The following is a 21,425-nucleotide window of genomic DNA, read 5'->3' as shown; positions in this document are numbered from 1 at the left end:
AAATTGTGGAGTGTTAAAATTGGATTGAATAATATATTCACCAACATAATCAATGATTAACGGATAGGCATGAGTATTTCTTCATTCAAATCAACGTATCACGGAAAAAAAGTACTGGTCACCGGGAACACGGGTTTTAAAGGTTCATGGCTGACCGCATGGCTGCTGCACATGGGCGCTCATGTCTATGGATTATCCAATGGAATACCCACGAATCCCTCTCATTTTGAGGTCGCTCATTTAAGAGATCATATTCAATATTTGCAGGTTGATATCTGTGATGCGGTACAAGTTGAAAATGCCATTCTGGAAATTAAACCTGATTTCGTATTTCATTTAGCCGCGCAACCTCTGGTAAGGCTGTCTTATCAAGAACCGCTACTGACTCTCCATACGAATATGATGGGAACAGCGCACATTCTGGAAGGACTAAGAAAATTGAATTCGTTGTGTTATGCGGTAATGATAACCAGTGATAAATGTTATGACAATGTGGAATGGACTTGGGGTTATCGTGAAACTGATCCGGTTGGTGGAAAAGACCCTTATAGCGCCTCTAAAGGTGGTGCGGAACTAGTGATTAGGACATATGCAAAATCATATTTTGCGCAAAAGGATAGTTGCGTTAAAATAGTTGTCGGAAGAGCTGGAAATGTGATTGGTGGCGGCGATTGGGCTTTGGATAGAGTAGTGCCGGATAGCATGGTGGCTTGGGCTTGTGGAGAGAATGTGTCGATTCGTAAACCTCAAGCCACCCGGCCCTGGCAGCATGTTTTGGAACCTTTGAGCGGTTATCTGGTTCTTGGTGAGAAATTGTTTGAAAACCCTGACTTGAATGGAGAAGCCTTTAATTTGGGACCACACGCAAATCAGAATCATACCGTTAAAGAGTTAATTGAAGAAATGCAAAAACACTGGAGTAATGTTCATTGGACAGATGTCTCCAATGAAACAAAACCCATTTATGAAGCTGGTTTGCTAAAATTATGTTGTGATAAGGCGCTTCATTATTTGGACTGGCAACCCACTTTGAAATTTGATGAAACGGCAAAGTTGACGGTGGAATGGTATCGACAATATTATGAACATCCCACACAAAATATGCTCCCCTTTACTATGGCACAGATAAGCCAATATATTGCTTTGGCGCATTCCAGAGGGATTTCATGGGCAATATGATCGCAGGCATAAAAGTGACGCCTTTAAAAATTATTCCATTGGCTGCTGGAAATATTTTGCATGCCATGAAAAAAGAAGATCCTGGCTTTGACGGTTTTGGAGAAGCTTATTTTTCGCTGGTTAAATCAGGAGAAATTAAGGCATGGAAACGCCATCATCAAATGACACTCAATCTTGTGGTTCCCGTAGGTGCAATTAAGTTCGTGTTATATGATGACAGGCCAGATTCACCTTCAACGAGATCATTTTTTTCTATCCATTTATCTCGCTCCAATTATCATCGATTGACTGTTCCACCAATGATATGGATGGGGTTTCAGGGGGTTGGGCCAGAAGAAAATCTCCTGCTGAACATTGCTAATCTTCCACATGATCCTGTCGAGGCTGATCGTCAGGATATCCACTTTTTTCCCTATGCATGGTGATTTAAGGAGCTTGACGTGAGAATTCTGGTTATTGGCGCGGCAGGTTATCTTGGTGCAAAACTTTCTGATCTGTTAATCAGCCAAGGGCATGAAGTAATTGCCTTAATGCGTACAATCCCAAAAAATGCGGAGGCATGGACTCAACGCATGACCCGAATTATTGAAGGTGATGTCCGCCACGAATCAACCTGGGATACCTTGCAGGAAGAATCCATTGATGCCGCTGTGTATCTGATATCACTGAATCACAAACAGTCGGAAGGAAATATTGGTGAAGTGATTGATGTCAATGTGACGTCGATGTGGCGTGCGTTGTCATGGTTGAATAAAAACAACTTAAAGCAGTTTATTTATTTATCTACTCAGCAAGTTTACGGAATATTACCTCCAGTCTGTATTGATGAAACATTTCCGTTGTCACCTCAAAACAACTATGCTTTGACACACATCATGTGTGAAGAGATTTGTTATTTATTTAACAATCGGAAGCCTGTTCATTGCGTCAATGTGCGGGTGTCCAATGGCTTTGGCGCACCAGTGTTCATGGAGAATGATTGCTGGTGGTTGGCGATCAACAATATGTGTGAACTGGCGATCAAGGACGGCGCCATTCAGCTTTTATCTGATGGAACACCTCAGCGGGATTTTATTCACATCGATGACATTTGTCGTGGAATTTCAATGTTATTGGCAGTAGAAAAATCTTATTCTCATACCCACACATATAATCTGGGTAGTGGGCAAACCCTTACCATATTACAATTGGCCCACCGGGTAGCAAATTGTTTTCAGCAGAAATTTGGAAGACAGATTCCTGTATTACTCCCTGGAGGCGTTCAATCCCAATCGGATCATCATCATGATTCAATTCCGAAATTTGAGTATCAGGTTCAAAAACTCAAGGCTCTTGGTTTTTCTCCACAAAAAACCTTAGAACAAGGTATTTTGGATGTTATGGATTATTTAGTGAGGCATAAAACATTATGAAAGTAGTTATTTTGGCAGGCGGTTTTGGCACACGTTTATCGGAATACACGGATATTAAACCCAAACCGATGGTTGAAATCGGCGGTCACCCGATTCTGTGGCATATCATGAATATCTATGCGCATTATGGATTTAAAGATTTCATAGTGGCCTTAGGTTACAAAGGTCAGACAATAAAAGAGTTTTTTCTGAATTATTATGCGCTGAACTCAAGTTTTACTATTGAATTGGGCAAAGGTCAGATTCAATATCATGATGTCCATCCGTGTGATTGGAGAGTGACCCTGGTGGATACGGGAATGGATTCCATGACGGGAGGAAGATTAAAACGTCTAAAGGAATATCTGGGGAATGAGACTTTCATGCTGACTTATGGCGACGGTGTAGCGGATGTTGATTTGAAACAACTGTTAGCGTTTCATCAAAGTCATGGAAAAATCGCGACCATGACAGCCGTTCATCCCAAAGCAAGATATGGAGAGCTTGAAATTCAAGATGGAATCGTCAGGGAATTTAAAGAAAAACCTCAGTTTAAGCAAAGCTGGATTAATGGTGGATTCATGGTGATGGAACCTGCGTTTCTGGAGTTGATTGATGGCGATAACACCATTCTGGAAAAAGAACCCATGGAAAGATTGACTCTTGAAGAAGAACTGATGGCTTTTCATCATAAAGGATTTTGGCAGTGTATGGATACTCTTAGGGATATGAAATATCTCAATGAATTATGGGATTCAGGAACAGCACCTTGGCATATCTGGACATAAGGACCAACATGAATAGTAAAAATCCTTTTTTTTCCGTGGTCATTCCATCCTACAATCGTGAAAAAATATTACCTAAAGCTTTAGAGGGTGTTTTACAACAAACTTTTTCAGATTTTGAAATCATCATCATTGATAATGGTTCAACTGATGGGACTGCCAAAGTAATCCGAGGCTATGATGATTCCAGAATTCGCTATGTTTTTCAAAAAGGAAGTGGAAGTCCAGCTAATCCAAGAAATCAAGGGATGAAACAAGCCAGAGCACTGTGGATCGCTTTGCTGGATTCAGATGATGGTTGGGAATTAAACAAGTTACAGCGTATTCATGAAGTAATTCAGAAATACCCTGAAGTGGACGTATTTTGTCATTATGAATTAATGAAAAATCAATCCAATGGCAAAAACACTGTACTCACTCATGGTCAGGGACGAGATATGGATGACATGTATCGAAGTATGCTGTTAGACGGGAATTGTTTGTCGCCATCAGCCACTGTACTCCGACGTTCATTTATTGAGCAAAAACAATTATATTTTAATGAGTCCCCAGATTTTGCGATTGTTGAAGATTATGATCTCTGGTTGCGTATTGCCAATGCCGGTGCCAAATTCCATTTCATCCCGGAAGCGTTGGGTGAGTATACCGTTAATGGTGAAAACATGATTGGAGACTGGCCCCGTTATATCAAAAACCTGCGCCATTTGATGCGATACCATACATTTGAAGTACAATCTTTTGAAAAAAACACTCCGAAATTATGGCATCATTTTGAAGCACAGTTAGCTTGGATGGATGCTTATCATGCCTTACAGGATAAAACATATAGCGCATTTATCAGCAATGCCATGAAAAGCGCGATTTATGATCCACGCTGGTTTATGGAACGCCTGAAAAGAAAATTAGTTAGTTGAACCAACTTCATTGCACATTATGTATCAACGCATCCCCCCTCTCTATTCCTTCAAATTACTACCGACAACAGAAGTTGCTTTTTTTGAGGGTGTGGGCAAATTCGCATTTGCCAGAACGGCGCTCAAATATGGACTTATGGCGCTCAACCTGGGCAGAGGTGATAAAATCCTAATTCCTCAAATGATTTGCGATGTTGTTTTGCATCCATTACAGCAACTGGGAATCCAGCCTGTTTATTACGAAGTAGAACCATATTTTTCTCCTCAATGGGAAAAACTGGAATCAGTCGTCAATGAGCAAACCAAAGCGATTTTCATGGTCCATTATTTTGGGCAACCTCAAGATGTGGGGCGATTTCAGGATTTTGCCAGAAAGCATCGGTTGTTTTTGATTGAAGATAACGCTCATGGTCATGGCAGTCTCTGGCAAGGAAAATTTCTGGGAACATATGGGGATATCGGAATCACATCTCCCAGAAAAACGTTTTCAATTCCACATGGAGCTTACTTGTTTCTCAACAACTATCCCTCCACACTTCCCGAGTTTCCAGCCCTCCCTGTAAATTTTTTCAAACAACAAATTAAATCCAGATTAAAAACTTTAATCCAGCATTATCCCGCCCTGGATATACGCAAAAAGATCCGTCCTCCTTATGAAAAACAAGGAGTTTTTTTAGAATCGGAAGTTTCCGACTGGGCCATGAATGAAAAAGTTCATCAATATATGAACAAGCAAGATTTAGCTGGGGTTCTTAAAATTCGGCAACAGATTTATCATATTTGGGAAGCATGGACATCACAACAGGGCTTGAAGCCGTTGTTCCCGAAGTTATTTCATGAGACGGTGCCGATGATTTTTGCAGCCTATACGCAAACTCAACAAGAAAGCATCCGCTGGTTTGAATGGGGGTTTCAACATGGCATAGACGTTCATTCATGGCCCTCATTACCTCCAGAAATTGTGAGAGCTGATAGTCAGGCAATGCGGTATTGGGAACGACTGGTTTGTTTCCCCATTCATCAGGAAATGAATCCTGAACATCTGGTTGCCTATCTGAAAAAAAATCATTCGCCCTTTAGTGTTTTATGAATTTTGAAATCACGGTTTATTCATCACTTGAAGAAATTGAATCCGCTTGGCGTTCCATGGAACAGGACGGAATGCTCCATGCTTTTCAGTGTTATGACTGGCTGTCACAGTGGTATCAATGGATTGGACTCCATGAAACATGGACACTCTGTCCGATTATTGTGAGAACATCCCAAAAAATTCCAATCATGCTAATTCCTTTGGGCATTCAGACATTGTATGGCAGTCGTATTCTGAAAGGACTAGGTGGGGATGTTACCGATTATCACAGCTTGATACTTAACTTCAAGGAACTTGAATCTATTCCATTGGATTTTACAGCGTTATGGTCGCAAATAACTGACCAGCTACCTGATTATGACCTGATCGATTGGGATAAAATCCCTCATTTTATCGGCGATCAAATCAATCCAGTCCTGCAAACCGGTGGCAAACCTGAACATATCAGTTATGCGGCACCGCTCGAATCTGAGTGGATCACTTTCTATCATCAACAAATCAAAACCAGCATGCGTGCTGATTCTAGACGACAACGTAAACGACTGCAGGAATTAGGAGATCTTAAATTTGTTATTGCATCCTCGCCTGAAGAAACAATGCGAATTACCCAGCTCATGATTCAGCAAAAGCAACGACGTTATCAAGAAACTGAAGTACATAATATGTTCACCAATTCGCATTACAGTGATTTTTACGTCCAAACAGCACAAAAATTGGTACCGATTGGATTCATCCATGTCTCCGCCCTTTTTTGTGGAGATCAGATCATTGCGACTCATTGGGGCATTCTATTTCAGGATCGGTTTTATTTGTTAATGCCAACCTACGAAGGTGGTGAATGGAACAAATATTCAGCAGGACGATTATTGGTGGAGTATTTGATCGAATGGGCTTGTTTACAAGGCATTCGAGTTTTTGATTTCACAATCGGTGCTGAACACTACAAAAAAGATTGGTGCAAGCAAGAAATGGTTTTATATCGCTGGACACAGCCAGTAACGATGAAAGGGCGGGGATTATTGCGACTCAGACAGTTTAAAAACTCCTTAAAACGTTATCCTTCGGCCTTTCAATTTTTGAGAAAATTAAAATCGAAATTGCATTTGTAATAGCTGATAGTTCAATATTTTGTAAATTTTTGTAACTTCTCATTATTTCTGACTGAGATCGGTATTTTCACCATTTGAATCAAAGCAGGTTATGATAACTTCATTAACACCTCACATGAAAATATTTATTAAAAAGTCTTTTTATGAAATAGGAAGTTGGCCATTGACACAGCGTCTGGTACGTCCTTGGCGGGGTAAATTGGCCATTTTAATGTATCATCGGGTTTTACCTCTTGAACAGATGGATCCTTTGAATGATCCCAATCGAGATTTAGCTGTTTCAACCCAATTGTTTGAGGAACAGATTCAGTTTATTACCAATCACTATCCTGTGATTAGCATGAACGCGGTTCCCGCTCACATGGAAAATCCAGAAGCACCTTTTTCTATTGTGATCACGTTTGATGACGGCTACCGGGATAATTTACTGTATGCCCTGCCTATCCTCCAAAAATACAAAGTGCCAGCAACCATTTATATAGCAACGCGTTTCCCAGAGGGAGATTGCTGGATGTGGTGGTTTGAATTGTGGGAACTTCTGCAGAATCGTTCTGTATTGGAATATGAATGGAATGCGCAGATATTTCACTGGGAAATACGATCCCAGAAAGAAAAATTGGCGGCCTTCCGTGAAATTAATCCGCAATTTCTATATGCCTCCAATGCATCCAGATACAAATTAATGGACAAATTGGGGGTTGTACATCCTCGACAATACACAGAGTTGTGTCTTTCCTGGGAAGAAATCATCGAACTATCCAAAGAACCGTTGATCACGATTGGTGGTCACACTCATACTCACCCGAATCTCAAGTATTTATCAGAAGAAGAGATCACGGAAGAAGTAGTGAATGGAAAAAAACTTCTGGAAGAAAAGATAGGGAAAAAGGTTTGTCATTTTGCCTATCCTTATGGAGAGGCTGGAGAACGAGAATTTGAAATGATTCCCAGGCATGGATTTAAAACAGCGGTAATGACCTGGTGTGAGCCTGTCACCAAAGAAAAAATTTTTAAGATGCCACGCTATGAAACAAGTCGGTTAAGAAATCAAGAACTGAAAGTCAAATTATCCGGCTGGAATGCTTTTTGGAAAAAGAATGTCACTGGTTCCATGTAACTTGAGACGAATAGGACGCAATTTGGAATGGGTAACTTATTGCGGTATTGTCATGCTAAAGCACCACACAAGTAAGGCCCCTAATTGTCCCTGCTGTAAGTAATTTAGTGAAGAAATCCTGTGGCTCACCACGATGTCATCCCTATGAAAACGGGGATCCAGGAGTGTACCGATGGAGTCTGTGTCAAGCAAGGAATGACAATGCGCTACGGTTTGAACCGGATGCTATCACCAGAAAATTTACAGCAGGGGACTTTCTGGAATTGGAGCGAAATTTCATGTGAGTCTAGCCTTACATGATACCCAAAATTTCACGGCAACTTGAATAAACTTCTTAAGTTCTCATTCGTCCTGAATTCTTAACAACCAACTTTATATCCACATTGCTATGATATCGAACCCATTGATCAAGGCCACTTCTCGTTCTTTTTCAGAAAATCCGCAACTTCGTCAGGAAATATTACAGCATTTCCCGAATACTGTTTTCAATGAAACCGGTGATTCATTTCCTCCTGAAAAATTAATCGCGTATTTGAAAGACGCGGATGGTGTGGTCTTGGGCACAGAAAAAATGGATGCCAATGTGCTACGGCAATTGCCAAATTTGAAGATCATCACCAAATATGGTGTTGGTCTTGACAATCTGGATGTGGATGCGGCCAAACTGCTGGGGAAAGTGGTTGGTTGGACGCCTGGAACCAACAAACGATCTGTGGCTGAAGAATCCCTGGGATTCATGTTGGGGTTATGCAGAAATCTGTTTTTCAGTGGTTTTCAGCTCAAGCAGGGAGTCTGGAATAAACATGGCGGTATGCAACTCACCGGAAAATGCGTGGGTATTGTGGGATGCGGAAATACAGGTTCTGAGGTTTTAAAACTTTTACAACCATTTGCCTGTGATGTTTTAATTTGCGATATTCTTGATAAAAGTGAACTGGCCAGAGAGTATGGTGCACGACAAGTATCTTTTGAAGAACTGCTTCCGCAGGTTGATGTGCTGACATTGCATGTTCCGTTGACAGAACAAACACACTACATGATGAACGACACCACTCTTAAAACAATGAAATCATCAGCATTCTTGATCAATCTGAGTCGAGGTCCTGTTGTCAGTCAGGAATCTCTCAAACATGCATTAACAGAAAAAGTGATTGCGGGAGCCGCTCTGGATGTTTTTGAGCAGGAACCTCCTACCGATCTGGAATTTCTGGCGTTACCGAATTTAATGGTCGCCCCACATATTGGCGGTAATGCTCAGGAAGCTGTATTGGCAATGGGTAGAGCGGCCATAGAACATCTGGTAAATTATTTTTCCCTGTGATTCTCATTATTTATTTTAGTGTTTAATATCAGATGTGATATAGAATAGTTTATCCTACCACTCTTACTCAACTTGCAAAAGTTTGAAATTTGTTTCAGGCTTTTTAATATCCAAAAACGAACATTTTTAGTGGTCCTGAAGAATTTAATCCTCGACATATGTTGCGAGGATAAATTTTTATCTCTATGTCATTAGATAAATGTTCAAAATCTGTATCAAAAACAGGACAATTTGATTTAATCAAGTTATCCGTGATTGATGGGTGATGTCTATTATGGAGAGTAAGATGAAAGAAATTTTAAAGAAACAGTTTATAAACTATATCAATTACGTATACCCCAAAAAAGTCGTTAATAAATTACCATTGAATTATAAAATTGAGCCCATATCTGTATGTAATTTACGTTGTCCTATTTGTGTTGATATGACAAAGGATATTCAAAAAAATCTTATGTCTGTGTCCACATTTAAAGGCATAATTGATCAAATTCCGGAAAGATCAAAAATTGATTTATTTGGTTATGGTGAATCATTTTTACACAAAGAAATATTTCAAATGATTCAGTATGCCAAAGAGAAAAATCACCATATTCAAGTGAGTTCAAATTTTAATCTCGATAAAAAATTAATGCAAAATATTGTCGAAAGCGAGGTTGATAGTATCATCATTTCATTAGATGGAAATACGCAGGAATCTTACCAAAAATATAGAGTAAGAGGGGACATCTCAAAGGTATTCAGTAATATAGTTGAATTAAATGAACTTAAACAGAAATTGAACAAAAAAAAGCCTCAATTAATCTGGCAATTTATTGTGAATAAATACAACGAACATGAAATGAATGACGCAAAACTAAAAGCAAAAGAACTTGGAGTTCAAATCATTTTCATTCCAATGGGATTAGCACAAGATGTTCTGGATGGTCCCTACTCGAAAAGTAGAATAAACGAACTAAAAGATGAGTGGTTACCAAAAAATAAAAAATTTCTTGATCCCTATTTTGTTGAAGGTCAGAACTTTGTTCTTGAAGATACTCGATGTCCCATGCTTTGGGAGTGGATGACAATATATGCGAATGGAACAGTAACTCCATGTTGCAAAATAATGAAACCGGAAAACACCTTTGGTAACGTGAATGATTCAAGCCTGCTAGAAATTTGGAATAATGAAAAATTTCAAAATTCAAGAAATTTGTTCATTCATAATGATCGGTCTAACTGCGATACACTGTGTTTAAACTGTGACAATTATGTCATGAAAAATAGTGTGAGTTTTACCAAAAGGAACATTGATTTCACAAAAGAAACCTATGGAAAAGTTCTTAGGAAAATCAAATTCAAAATGCCTGAATTGTTTGGCATTAAATAACTGGGGACTACATAAATTTGTTGCTCTGAGGCTGACTGCCACAAACCACCGCAATAAGTTTATCCCCACCATCACTCCGCCTTGATCAACCTGGAATAGGGACCATCTTCCTGGCTCATTTCTTCATGAGTGCCGCGTTGCATCACTTTCCCGCCTTGCATCACCAGAATTTCATCACAATCACGGATCGTACTCAGGCGGTGTGCCACAATCAGACAGGTGCATCCGCGACGTCGCAGGTTGTCATCCACAAATTTTTCGGTTTTGGGATCAAGGGCGCTGGTTGCTTCATCCAGAATCAGGATGGTGGGATCAATGATCAGGGCTCTGGCGATTTCCAGGAGTTGACGTTGGCCACCACTGAAATTGTGTCCCATGCCTTCAATCATGCTTTCATAGCCATTGGGGCGGGTTGAAATGAATTCGTGCATGCCGACATCCCGGGCGGCCCGATGAACCCGGGATTCAGGAATGGTGCGGTCCCACATGGTGAGATTTTCATAAATTGTTCCTTCAAACATGAAAATATCCTGATCCACCATGGACAATGAATTGTTGATCACAGCTCTGGGAATGTCATAACGGGATTTGCCATCAAACAATATTTCACCATTCCACGGATTGAATAAACCTGCCACCAATCTTGCCACTGTTGACTTTCCACATCCGGAAGGTCCCACCAGCGCCACTCGATTTCCGGGTTCCAATGTGAGGTTGAAATCCTTGATCAGTGCCTCGCCCATTTTGCTGTACCCAAAGGTAACATTCCGTAATTCAATGTGTCCGGTGAGTTTGGTCTGACTCTCATCATCACGGAGTTTTTGTTCAGAATCTGGTTCATTCACTTCGATATGATGAAATTGAGGATCTTTCTGGTAACGCCACACATCATCCAGCCTGTTCATGTCTCCTTCCAGTTCCTGTAACAACCCCCCAAAGCTGACCAGATTATTGACCGGCCCGATAAAACTGGCCATCAAACTCTGAAACGCAACCAGCATCCCTATACTCAATTCCCCATTCATCACTCTCAAACCACCAAAAGATAAAATCGCGATATTGTTCAATGTGGTGAGCAATGGTGGCACTGCGCCAAGATATTCGGAGGACACCCCCAGTTTCTGTTCACCATTGATGACCTTGGTGTGATATCCTGACCACTGCGCAAAAAAATCCGACTCGCCGCCTGTGGCTTTGATGGTTTCAATATTGCCCAATCCCGCCATCGAAAATCCAATCATTTTCCCACGATCCTGCAATAATTTACGGCTGGAATCTATCCGTTTGCGCGCGACAAATCTTAAAAACAGAATATTGATCAACGCAATACCGATTCCAATGAAAGTAAGCCCGACATCATACTGAATCATCAGGATTAAAAAGAACGCGATCATCACCACATCCAGAATGTTGGATGCGAGTTGACCTGAAAGGAGATTGGCGACCTTGTCGTTGATTGCGATACGGGACCCTACTTCACCAGCAAAACGTTGCTGAAAAAACTCAATGGGCAATCGGAGTACATGCCAGAAAAATTGGCTGGAAGAACTCAGGGACAACTTCATTTCAAAGCGCAGTAAAAAATATTTCTGTAACCAAAGCAGTCCTCCCCGAAAAAGCGCTGTGATCAACATTCCCAGTAACAAGGGTTTCAGCCAGTCATCCATGCCTCCGATCAGGATTTCATCGACAAACACCTTGGTGAATGTAGGAACAACCAAACCGGGAATAACCAACGCCAAGCCGGCCCAGACCACATAGGTCAAAGCGGATTCTGAACCGATCAGTCGTTTCCGCAGTGATTGAAGCAGATTGGGTTTGTCTCCGGCTGGCGTGAATTCCGGACCTTTTTCAAAGACCAGGATGACACCGGTGAAGGATTCATCAAATTCTTTGGTAGTCACCACTCTGGGGCCACTGGCAGGATCGTTGATATAAAACCGGTCTGCGCCAAACCCTTCCAGCACCACAAAGTGATTGAAATTCCAAAAAATGATCATTGGCAACGAAAACTTGCGAAGATCCTCAGGTTCCTGTTTGTAGCCTTTGGCGATCATGCCAAATTTTCTGGCGGCTTTCAGAATGTTGTCCGCACGAATTCCATCCCGTGAAACGCCACAGGCAATACGCAATTCTTCCAAGGGCATGATTCTGCCATGATAGCCCAGTACAATCGCCAATGCGGCGGCCCCACACTCCACAGCCTCCATTTGTAAAACGGTCGGAGTTTTCACTCGTTGCAGTGGAAATATTTTTTCGAGAGATTTTACCAGCCTGGAATCAGGTGATTTTTCTCTCAGTTTTGTAAACAGTTGATAGGACCAGGACATTGTATCTCTTTAGGAATTACCAGATTTTTACAATCCAAGAAAATTTCTCAGGAATGGCATGACCAGACTGATGGGACGCTGTTCTGTCACCGTGATTCCCGCAGTACACAGAGTTCCACTAAAAATTTTGGTTGGCGGACCTTTGGAGGAAGTCCATTGATAGCTGCTGATAGTGTTCTCATCAGGCAACAGATCCACCCTGAGTTCAATTGGCGCCCCGCCACTGGAAAGTTGCTGAACCAGATCTCTGTTTTTTAATACATGCAACATCCCTTCAGACGTCGTTGGAAATTCAGAAACATACGTCACTTTGCCTTTCATATATCCATATTCCTCTTTTTTCACTGTGGATGGTGAAATCCCCACATTCATCCCCAGTCTTACCTTTTTTCCTTCCAGAGCTGAAACGAAGATGACCGCGTTCAAGGTGTCTTCCTGACCTAATCGTTCGAGGCTCAGAACAGGTGACCCCATCCCGACAATACTTCCTTCATCCACTCTGATTTCAAGAATACGTCCACCATAGGGACTCACCACCCGACTGTTCAAAATCAAACGATCTTCCAGCACCCTGATATTTCGTGTTTCTTCGTTGATCCGTTGTTCGATCGAGTTGAATTCCTGTTGTTTCTGCTGTCCCAGGTTGAGTTTCTGAACATCGAGTTGGCTCAGTCTGCTGGATTTCTGTTTGATATCCTGCTCTGTGACAAAATATTCCTGCCGTGTATTTTCCAGTTGCTGTTTGGTGATCAATCCCTGTTTGAGCAGGCTTTCAAGGCTCTGGATTTTTTTTTCCAGAGAATTGAGGTGTTTGCGAGAGATTTCAATCTCATTTTCCAGATTCGTGCGCTGTTGATCCATGACCCGTGTCTGGAGTTTGACATCCTTGCTACTGAATTGGGTGATATCGTTTTTTTGCCGTTCCCATTCTATCAGTCTGGATTTAGCAATCCGGATCTGCTCAACAATTTCAGGTTGGGCAATCCGGGCAATGGTTTGTCCTTTTTCAACATGTTCTCCCACGGTCACAGCAATATCTGAAACCTGTCCGCTGCTGAAAGCCACGATATCAAACACACCTCCGGGCTTGAACAGAATCCCCTGTCCCAGCACCTTGCTGGGAATGCTTCCACTGACAGACCAGATGAGCAACGCACCGATGAGGGTGCTGATCGCGATCAAGGCAAACCATCCTTTGGGAGTGGTGATCTGCATCAGTTGGTCCAATTGTTCCGGCGATGACAACCGTTCCAGAGATACTTTTCTAAAAATATGTTTGCGCATAACAAATCTTGTGATTACGGGTTATCAATGGCGTCGTCACTGTCCTCACAACAGGATTCTTCACCCGACGGAACATCAGGCGTAGTGACAGGATTCAGTGAGAGGATCTGACTCAGGTTTTCCCAGGTTACTTCAAATTTTCCATCTTCATCATTGCCCAGCAGTGTGCTTGTTTCATAGCGAAGCAAGGCCAGAGCCTGTGCATACTGCAAACGTGCGGAAACATTTCGAAGCAGGGCTTCTGTCAGACGGTTTTCCATCAGAATTAAATCAATCGTGGTGGAAAACCCCAGTTTGAGCTTCTGCCGTTCTGTCTCCAGTGCTTCCCTGTTGAGTTCCACCGCGTTCTGTGAATAACGAAGCATGTTCAGGGCACTTTGCAGATTGGTCAATCGCAATGTGACTCCGGCCCGAATGATACGTTTGCTGTGTCTGATCTGAATTGCATGCTGTTGGTAACTCGCTTCAGCACTCTGAATCAAACCGTGAGCCGCATTGTTTTTAAAGGGCCAGGCAAAAGACAGGGTTCCCTGCACACTGGTATCCGCCTGATTTTTCTGAAATGAACCGGGATTTTGACTGTCATCATCTTCCGCTGTTCCAATACGATAGGCGTTGATGGTGGCATCAATCTGGGGACGAGTGCTTTTACGGGCAAGCGTCATAGTCAGATGCGCCGCGTTTTTGCGTATCCTGATTGCCTGAAGGTCTTTTCTGTTTTTCAGAGCTTGTTCAATGTAGGTCATGACCTCTGGTTTGAAATTATAATCGGGGGGTGTGTCTGGAAAATCGTCAGACGCTGGCGGCAGGGTATTGACCTGTGTAAAGGGCAGTCCCATGATGGTTCCCAGCTCATGTTTAGACTTGGTCAACTCCTGTTCAGCCAGAATTTTGGCTGTGGTTTTATCTGCCAGATTGGCCTGAAGTTGTTTGATTTCAGTTTTGGGTCGTTCTCCAGCCTTGACCAGAATCTGAATCTGATTCAGCAGAATTCCCGCCTGTTTTTCTGATTCTTCCAAAATATCAAGGTTCATTTGTGCCGCATGATAATTCCAATAAGTGCTGACTGTTTCCAGTATGGAGGAATTGATGATATGTTGCAGGTCCAGATAAGAAGCTTGTTCCTCCATATAGGCCATTCTCTCTCCGGCTGTGGTAAAATCGTCCCCCAATCTCAAAAGAGGAATTTGAAATGACAGTCCGTAGGATCCCTGGCTGTATTGAGTTGCCGGTGTTCTGGAATTGGCTGTGCCCTGAATCACCTGAGTCACCTCCGCGTAGGGCGTGACAACAATGCCGTTGCGTAACTGCTTATCAATACTCAACTGATAAGTTTTTCGTTCGGTGCTCCTGAATGGTTTGATTTTTCTGGCCTGGGTTGGGTTGCCCGGATTGAATATATTATAAATCGACACAAAAATTTGTTCACTTTGCTCTTCTGAATCACGTTCTGTCGGCAATAACGGTGTGTTTTCCACATTTCTGCTGACCGTTGCCTTGATCATCGGATCAAAAACACCGCTTTCCGTTTGACGTTGCCCCCGGATGATATCTATCTGATTTTCCTGAACGAGAATATCATGCCTGCGTGTCAACGTAATGCGGATCGCCTTGACGATGCCAAAATCCTCGCCTTCAACCAGGTCCTCCTGAGCAAGCACTGTCCACGGCAGAAGGAGACTGATCATGACCAGTCCGGCCACTTTGGAAAAAAATCTGTGATATTCATCCCTATTGCGGAACATCCCTGTCAAGCGATTCAATCTCCCAACCTTTTAATTGACTGCATGGATTCATTAAATTCTTCAATGTGCGAACGAATGTGCCTGGTAAAAAACGCGACAGCTTTGGGCATGCTCATGAGCGTAATGAATGTTACTTTTTTTAATTCCTGATCCGGATGCGCGATATGCCGGCGGATTCCTTCACCTATCAGTGAAACACCCAAACCGAAATGCTGGACTGACTCCCTGACAAATGTAGCCGTATAGCGCAAGGTGTCGTTTGATATTCTGTGTGTGATGTGCCATCCAATCACTTCGCCGGAGTCCCTGATTCTCAATCCCAGACAGGTATCAGGTTCCTGAATGTGTATTTCATTGAACGGTGAGAGTGTTTCCGGGAACCATGGGTTTTCCTGACTTTCGTGTCGTATGCGTTCTTTTTCAGATTCAGGCACCTCTTTCCATAACAGAATTTCGTAAGCCGCAGGAAGCAGATTTTTTTTCACAAAAGGAATATTGGTCTGACGGACATCATGACAGCGTCCAATCATGGCACACGCTTCCGGTTCCGAATACCCGCCCTTGTCAAGCAAACCCAGAATCGAGGCTGTCATGGGCCGGTTGTTTTCAAATTCCACCCTGATTGAGGCGCAACCTCGCGCTTTCAAGGTGCTTTCCAGGGTAGCGCCCATTTTGAGCGCAAGCCCCTGTCCCCGGTGCGATTTTTCTACATACACGGACAGAAAGTCTGCCTGCGCATCCGTCTCATGAATCCTGGCTAACGCCAATCCAACCGGTTTTGCGTCCAGATAAGCGCCAACAGCAACAACTTTTGATTGTGGTGTCTCAATATCTTTTTGAAACAACAAATGTTGAAACGCAGGAAATGTGAATTGTCTGAACCAAAGCCCCCTGCTTTGATCCAGATTTGTAACCGTATACTCCATGAGATACTCCTGATCCTTTAATTTACGATTAATTTGGCCTTAACGAGAACATGGACGAAAGTCCAGAAAATTCTCGTATATTCATCATCGCAAAATTCATTTCCATGCAGGGCTGTTCACTTCACTGGCAGGACGAAACTACGTGCCTGTCAAAAATACGATGTTTGGCGTTTGCGGGGAATGTAATCCACGCCTGCCATCCGGTTGACGCTCAAAAAATGACATCGTTCCCACCTGATGAAAGGGAATAAAATCAATAGCTATATTTCAGTATCGCAAAGGCCCGGTCCTGTTCCCGGATATTGAAGAAAACCCCCTGGTCTTTGGCAATGTCATAAATGGCTACCCCGATTTTGAGTTCCAGATTGTCTTTCAGGCGATATGCGGCCTGAACCCTGTGGAAATTTCCATTTGCTCCTGAAAATACCAGAAAATAGCCCAGATTCATGGTTTCTCTCATTACTGAACGATTGAACGTGAGAATAAATTGATCCGCGCGCTGGGAAGATGCCAGTGTGTTGTCATAATTCCAGATATACTGGGATGACATTTCAAACAAAACCTGGGTGTTGGCAAAGCCGGTATAATCAAATCCCAGACTGGTGCCGATGTTTCCTTTTTTCACACTCACCTCAGGATTATAGCCCGGAATGGTGAGTGCGATCCGTTCCAGAATCACATCAGGTTTAAGTAATTTTCTTTGTCCACGAGTGTAAGCGGACTCCAGTTTATACACAAAACTCCCGCTCACATAGCTGGCGGCAAAACCCGCGATTTCCACCCGTTCATGACGCAGGGCAAACGAATGTTTCTGAACACCCCGCGGATCTTTGACCACACCGTCATATTCCAGATGCGGCATATCGTCATACACCTGAGCCGCAACCAGCGACACTGAGCCATTCGGAATATCCTGCTTATAACGTCCACCCATTTCCCAGTTTTGAAATTTCTGATCTGGAAATTCCTCGCCCTTGAAATAGATCAGATCACTTTCCACCAACTCACGGGGAATCACGCTGAAATCAGCCCCGGGAGGTGCCATTTTATTAAATCGCAATTCGCCAATCAGGATCAGGGTCACACTGGAATCTGTTGAAGGATAGAGATCCATCTTGGCCATTGTCACCGGCAACCGGGCTTCAGTGACAGGTGTCAGAAAAAACTCACGGTAGTCTCTGGGATTGATGATATCGGTCACAGCGGTTGCGTCAGCGGTTCCCCAAACCACAATCTGGCGTCCAATACTCAAATCTGCGAAATCATAAAAGGAACCGCCCTTCCAGAACTCATTCACATCCAGTTCCTGTGAATAGGCCTTCAGAACATCCGGATCAAAATTTTCCTTTCCTTTCAGGTCATAGGCGTTGTCCACAAAACCTCTGACTTCCGCAACCGATCTGCCGCCATTTTTATATTGATACTGCATCCGCAAATCGACGGTTTGCCTCCATTTGACCAGACCCGGATCTTTGCCGAATCCCGGATAGCGTGGATTTTCTGTCGATTGTTTTTCAATGCGATAACCCATCTCACTGGAAATGTAGCCTGTGGTTTCAATCGGAAATGTATTTTCAGGGGGTGGGGCATCCTTGAAGGCTGAACTGAGTGCATGAACATCTGTCACTTCTTCTGTCTTGTCCTCCCGTGTTTCAGGACTCTGCATGGACTGAGTGAGATAATCATCCAGACTGACACCCAGATCCACTTCCAGATCCAGATCCAGTTCTTCATCTTCATCGGACAACAAAGAGAGGTCATCCGCAACGGAAGCTTTTTCCAGTTTCTGCTTCACATCGTCTTCATCCATTTCATCCTTACCAAAGCGCATATCTTCCGCCTGGTCATCCTCATCCTCTGTCAGCTTTGCCCGGAATTCTCTCTGGAGCGCCCCATATTTTTTGAATTCTTCGGCGGAATACAAAATTTCACCGTCTTCATCGGCTGTACTGGGAGGCGTATATTTCAGGGATGAGGCCGCTTTGCCACAGGCGCTGAGACTGATCACCAGAAACAGACACAAAACAGATAGCAATGAAGGATACCGCTGACCGGACATAAGACGCATTTTTTCAGGGAACAAGATTACACAACAGACTTTCTATGTCTTTTAGCAACCCGAGGCACAACAAGTAAAGGGGGAAGAAAGCGAAAAACCCGCAGAAAAAAAATTTTCCGGGTCAATCGCGATGAGCAGACTGGATAAAACGAGGCTGAAACAGTTGCATACCGGCGGGAATCAGGATGATGGTACACATGGCACTGACCAGCATGGTGATGGTGATCATCCAACCCATGGTCACAATCACATTGAAGCTCGAAAACAGTAATGCGATAAAGCCAACCCCCACAGTGATCGCGTTGAACAAAATCGCTTTTCCACTTTGTTTGACAGTGGCCGTCAGTGCGTCTTCAAAAGGCAGTCCCTGATTGAGTCCTTCCAGCAGGCGGTTCATGAAATGGATGCTATAATCCACGCCAATACCAATCACGATACTGGTCAACACAGCGGTTCCGATGTTCAAGGGCACTGACAGAAACCCCATTATCCCGAACACGCACAGACTGGTGACCAACAATGGAATGATGGCAAATAGTCCCTTCTGCACTGAGCGAAAAATCCCCCAGAGCAGTCCAAATGTCATCAGGAGTGACAATAAAAAATTTGAATTCTGACTGTCAACAATCTCTCTGGTTCCTGCAATGTTGAGGAATGAAAGACCATTGAAATGCAGTTTCATATGTGGCGGGAAATGCGTGCGGGCATAATCGTCAATGGTATCCAGAAGAAGGGACAATTGATGCGAAGAGGGTGTTCTGACCATCAATGAAATATTCACCGTTCTATATGCGGGATCAATGGTGTTACTGAGCGCTTCGCCACCGCCATTTTGATACAGCAGGAGATATTGAGCAATCAACTCACGTCCTGACACAACTCCCGTTGAAGAGTCCCCCACTGAAACTGAAGAACCATCGCCAACAGGTTCCTGGACAAACGGGATTCGATTATATTCTGGATTCTGGTTATGCATGACATAGTTGATTCGCTGAATCAAATCAGACAAAGACAGGGCTTTTCCTACCAGCGGTTGCTGTATCACAAATTTTTCCAGCTCTGCGATCACCTGCAAATTCTCTGGTTTTTTCATAGGATCCGGGTCGGGATCGGTGGTTTCAACCAGCAGATTGAGCGCATGACCACCCATGGCCTCATTGTTGGTTTTATTAATGGCAATGACCAACGGTGAGTCTGGATTGAACTCTCTCACAGAATTGCTATCCACAATCACGAGAGTCGCACCATAGCCAGCCAATGCGCATACCCCTAGAGTCAGCACCACAACAGTGCGGGCATGACGAATCACCCAACCGCTCAGATATTCCAGTGCCTGTGTGATCCAGCGGTCGAAACTGGAGGCTTCACCACGCCCTTTGATCGTTGGCTCGGGAAGAACCATCAACATTGCAGGAATGAAATACAGGGAAAAAACCATGGCAATCATGGTACCGACACATACAAACCAGCCAAAATCCCTGATCTGAGTGATTTCCGTGAGAGACAGGGATAAAAAAGCCGCACCTGTGGTGACAGAAGTCATGATCACGGGCATTGTCAATTCACGCATGGTGTGGCGCAGAGCGTTTTCTTTGGATTTCCCCATCAACAGGTGATCCCGATATTCATTATACATGTGAATTCCATCAGCGACGCCGATGGATAGAATAAACACAGGTAATCCGGTTGAAATCACATTGACAGGAATGCCGAACAGAGCCTGCAACCCCAACGTGCAGACCAACGAAAGCAATGTCACCAGCACAGGAACAAGCACTCCGTTGATCAGTCGAAAAGAGAACCATAAACAGCCCAGCACCAGCGTCAGCACAATCGGAAACAGAAACTTCATGTCCTTGTCAATGGTTTGTGAAATGGTAGTCGCCACAACCGGCAATCCTTCCATATAATATTTTTCAGGCCCCGGAACATCATGATCCAGGATTTTTTGAATAAGCGCACACAGTTCCGACTGGGATTCATTGTCTTCATCGCCCAGGTTCAAGGCAATGGACATGAGTGTGAATTTTTCATCAGGCGTGATCAGTCCATTGACAAACAGATCATTGCCCATCACTTGCTGTCGCAATAATTCCAGAGCTTCCGCGGATTGTGGCACTTCCTGATATATCTGGTTCACGTCCAGTGAATTTTCGGTCCCCAGAATGTTCTTGGTATTCGCCAGCGATGAAACACCGCTGATGGGAGTGATACGGCGTTTGATCCGATCAAATACCTTTTTTGCCGAGTCTGACGGATAACCAGCGGCTTCCAGAAGATCTACCACATCCGCAAAGACCTCCCAGGAATCCTGATCCAGGCCCCATTCCAGCAAATCCATTATTTTTTTCCGTGCTGTTTCAGGCAACGTTTGCGCAAGGTCCCTTAATTTTTGCTGATCCTGTTCAAGCGGAAGCTGGATTTGTTGAAAGGCGTTTGTCAATTTCTGAATACGCTCCAGTGTGGCTGTAGTGAACACAGAGTGATCGGTTTCCAGCAACACCAGCACAGCGACTTTGGTTCCGGTGTAAGTCTTGCGCATTTCGTTAAACTGGATGCGACTCTTGTGGGTTTCCGGCAGTAAATTGGAGGAAGGATTTTTTTGCAGAGAAGGCAACTGAATAGCCAACAAACCTGTGATACTCAAAAAAAACAGCAGAACCCATTTGTGATATTTGAGAACAATATGTTCCATCATAAACTTGTGGCAGGAAGTTAGCAATGATCAGGGTGATTCTTTTGTCTAACCAAAGATGCTATCTTTAGACAAGACATTTTCCATTCACCTTTTTGTCGTCAGCATTAC

At 43.3% G+C, this 21,425-nt stretch carries 16 protein-coding genes; 10 read left to right on the top strand and 6 right to left on the bottom strand.

All coding sequences use genetic code 11. From position 1 onward, the window contains the following. Positions 1–69 precede the first annotated feature (69 nt). The 10 genes from rfbG (at position 70) to HQM11_11930 (ending at position 10,275) form a co-directional block, all read left to right on the top strand. Complete coding sequence (gene rfbG, locus HQM11_11975; protein MBF0351740.1) at positions 70–1,179, top strand: CDP-glucose 4,6-dehydratase; 1,110 nt, start codon at positions 70–72, stop codon at positions 1,177–1,179. Beyond that, on the top strand, positions 1,176–1,604 hold the full coding sequence (locus tag HQM11_11970; GenBank protein MBF0351739.1) for a dTDP-4-dehydrorhamnose 3,5-epimerase family protein: 429 nt from the start codon (positions 1,176–1,178) through the stop codon (positions 1,602–1,604). Before rfbG ends, HQM11_11970 begins: the two co-directional genes overlap by 4 nt. Before the next feature lie 15 nt (positions 1,605–1,619). Continuing rightward, positions 1,620–2,591, top strand: a complete 972-nt coding sequence (locus HQM11_11965; GenBank protein MBF0351738.1) for an NAD(P)-dependent oxidoreductase — start codon at positions 1,620–1,622, stop codon at positions 2,589–2,591. Further along, a complete protein-coding gene (gene rfbF / locus HQM11_11960) occupies positions 2,588–3,358 on the top strand; it encodes a glucose-1-phosphate cytidylyltransferase (protein ID MBF0351737.1) in 771 nt (256 codons plus the stop codon). The genes HQM11_11965 and rfbF overlap by 4 nt, the downstream gene beginning before the upstream one ends. Positions 3,359–3,366: 8 nt before the next feature. Beyond that, a complete protein-coding gene (locus HQM11_11955; GenBank protein MBF0351736.1) occupies positions 3,367–4,269 on the top strand; it encodes a glycosyltransferase in 903 nt (300 codons plus the stop codon). A gap of 91 nt (positions 4,270–4,360) precedes the next feature. Further along, a complete protein-coding gene (locus tag HQM11_11950) occupies positions 4,361–5,359 on the top strand; it encodes a DegT/DnrJ/EryC1/StrS family aminotransferase (protein ID MBF0351735.1) in 999 nt (332 codons plus the stop codon). Between the two features lie 161 nt (positions 5,360–5,520). Next, entirely contained in the window at positions 5,521–6,468 is a 948-nt protein-coding gene (locus HQM11_11945; protein ID MBF0351734.1) for a GNAT family N-acetyltransferase, read from the top strand. Between the two features lie 91 nt (positions 6,469–6,559). Continuing rightward, positions 6,560–7,585: a polysaccharide deacetylase family protein gene (locus HQM11_11940; GenBank protein MBF0351733.1), complete on the top strand. Its 1,026-nt coding sequence runs from the start codon at positions 6,560–6,562 to the stop codon at positions 7,583–7,585. 388 nt (positions 7,586–7,973) lie between these two features. After that, the gene (locus HQM11_11935; GenBank protein ID MBF0351732.1) at positions 7,974–8,906 is read left to right on the top strand and encodes a phosphoglycerate dehydrogenase; all 933 of its coding nucleotides are present in this window, start codon (positions 7,974–7,976) and stop codon (positions 8,904–8,906) included. Between the two features lie 286 nt (positions 8,907–9,192). Beyond that, positions 9,193–10,275, top strand: a complete 1,083-nt coding sequence (locus HQM11_11930) for an SPASM domain-containing protein (GenBank protein ID MBF0351731.1) — start codon at positions 9,193–9,195, stop codon at positions 10,273–10,275. A 71-nt stretch (positions 10,276–10,346) separates the two neighbouring features. On the opposite strand, the gene HQM11_11925 is transcribed toward HQM11_11930, so the two are convergent. The 6 genes from HQM11_11925 to HQM11_11900 form a co-directional block, all read right to left on the bottom strand. Next, positions 10,347–12,605, bottom strand: a complete 2,259-nt coding sequence (locus tag HQM11_11925) for an NHLP family bacteriocin export ABC transporter peptidase/permease/ATPase subunit (protein ID MBF0351730.1) — start codon at positions 12,603–12,605, stop codon at positions 10,347–10,349. Positions 12,606–12,632: 27 nt separating this feature from the next. Continuing rightward, positions 12,633–13,889 carry an NHLP bacteriocin system secretion protein gene (locus HQM11_11920; protein MBF0351729.1) on the bottom strand — a complete coding sequence of 419 codons (1,257 nt, stop codon included), beginning with the start codon at positions 13,887–13,889 and terminating at the stop codon, positions 12,633–12,635. Between the two features lie 14 nt (positions 13,890–13,903). Then, complete coding sequence (locus tag HQM11_11915) at positions 13,904–15,634, bottom strand: TolC family protein (protein MBF0351728.1); 1,731 nt, start codon at positions 15,632–15,634, stop codon at positions 13,904–13,906. Positions 15,635–15,648: 14 nt separating this feature from the next. Next, complete coding sequence (locus tag HQM11_11910; protein ID MBF0351727.1) at positions 15,649–16,560, bottom strand: GNAT family N-acetyltransferase; 912 nt, start codon at positions 16,558–16,560, stop codon at positions 15,649–15,651. Between the two features lie 253 nt (positions 16,561–16,813). Further along, positions 16,814–18,619: a hypothetical protein gene (locus tag HQM11_11905; GenBank protein ID MBF0351726.1), complete on the bottom strand. Its 1,806-nt coding sequence runs from the start codon at positions 18,617–18,619 to the stop codon at positions 16,814–16,816. Between the two features lie 121 nt (positions 18,620–18,740). Continuing rightward, a complete protein-coding gene (locus tag HQM11_11900; GenBank protein MBF0351725.1) occupies positions 18,741–21,317 on the bottom strand; it encodes an RND family transporter in 2,577 nt (858 codons plus the stop codon). Between the last annotated feature and the right edge of the window lie 108 nt (positions 21,318–21,425).

This window comes from SAR324 cluster bacterium (assembly GCA_015232315.1).
Classification (GTDB): domain Bacteria; phylum SAR324; class SAR324; order SAR324; family NAC60-12; genus JADFZZ01.
Note: the sequence above shows the minus strand (reverse complement) of the source record. Positions and strands in the feature narration are given on the sequence as shown.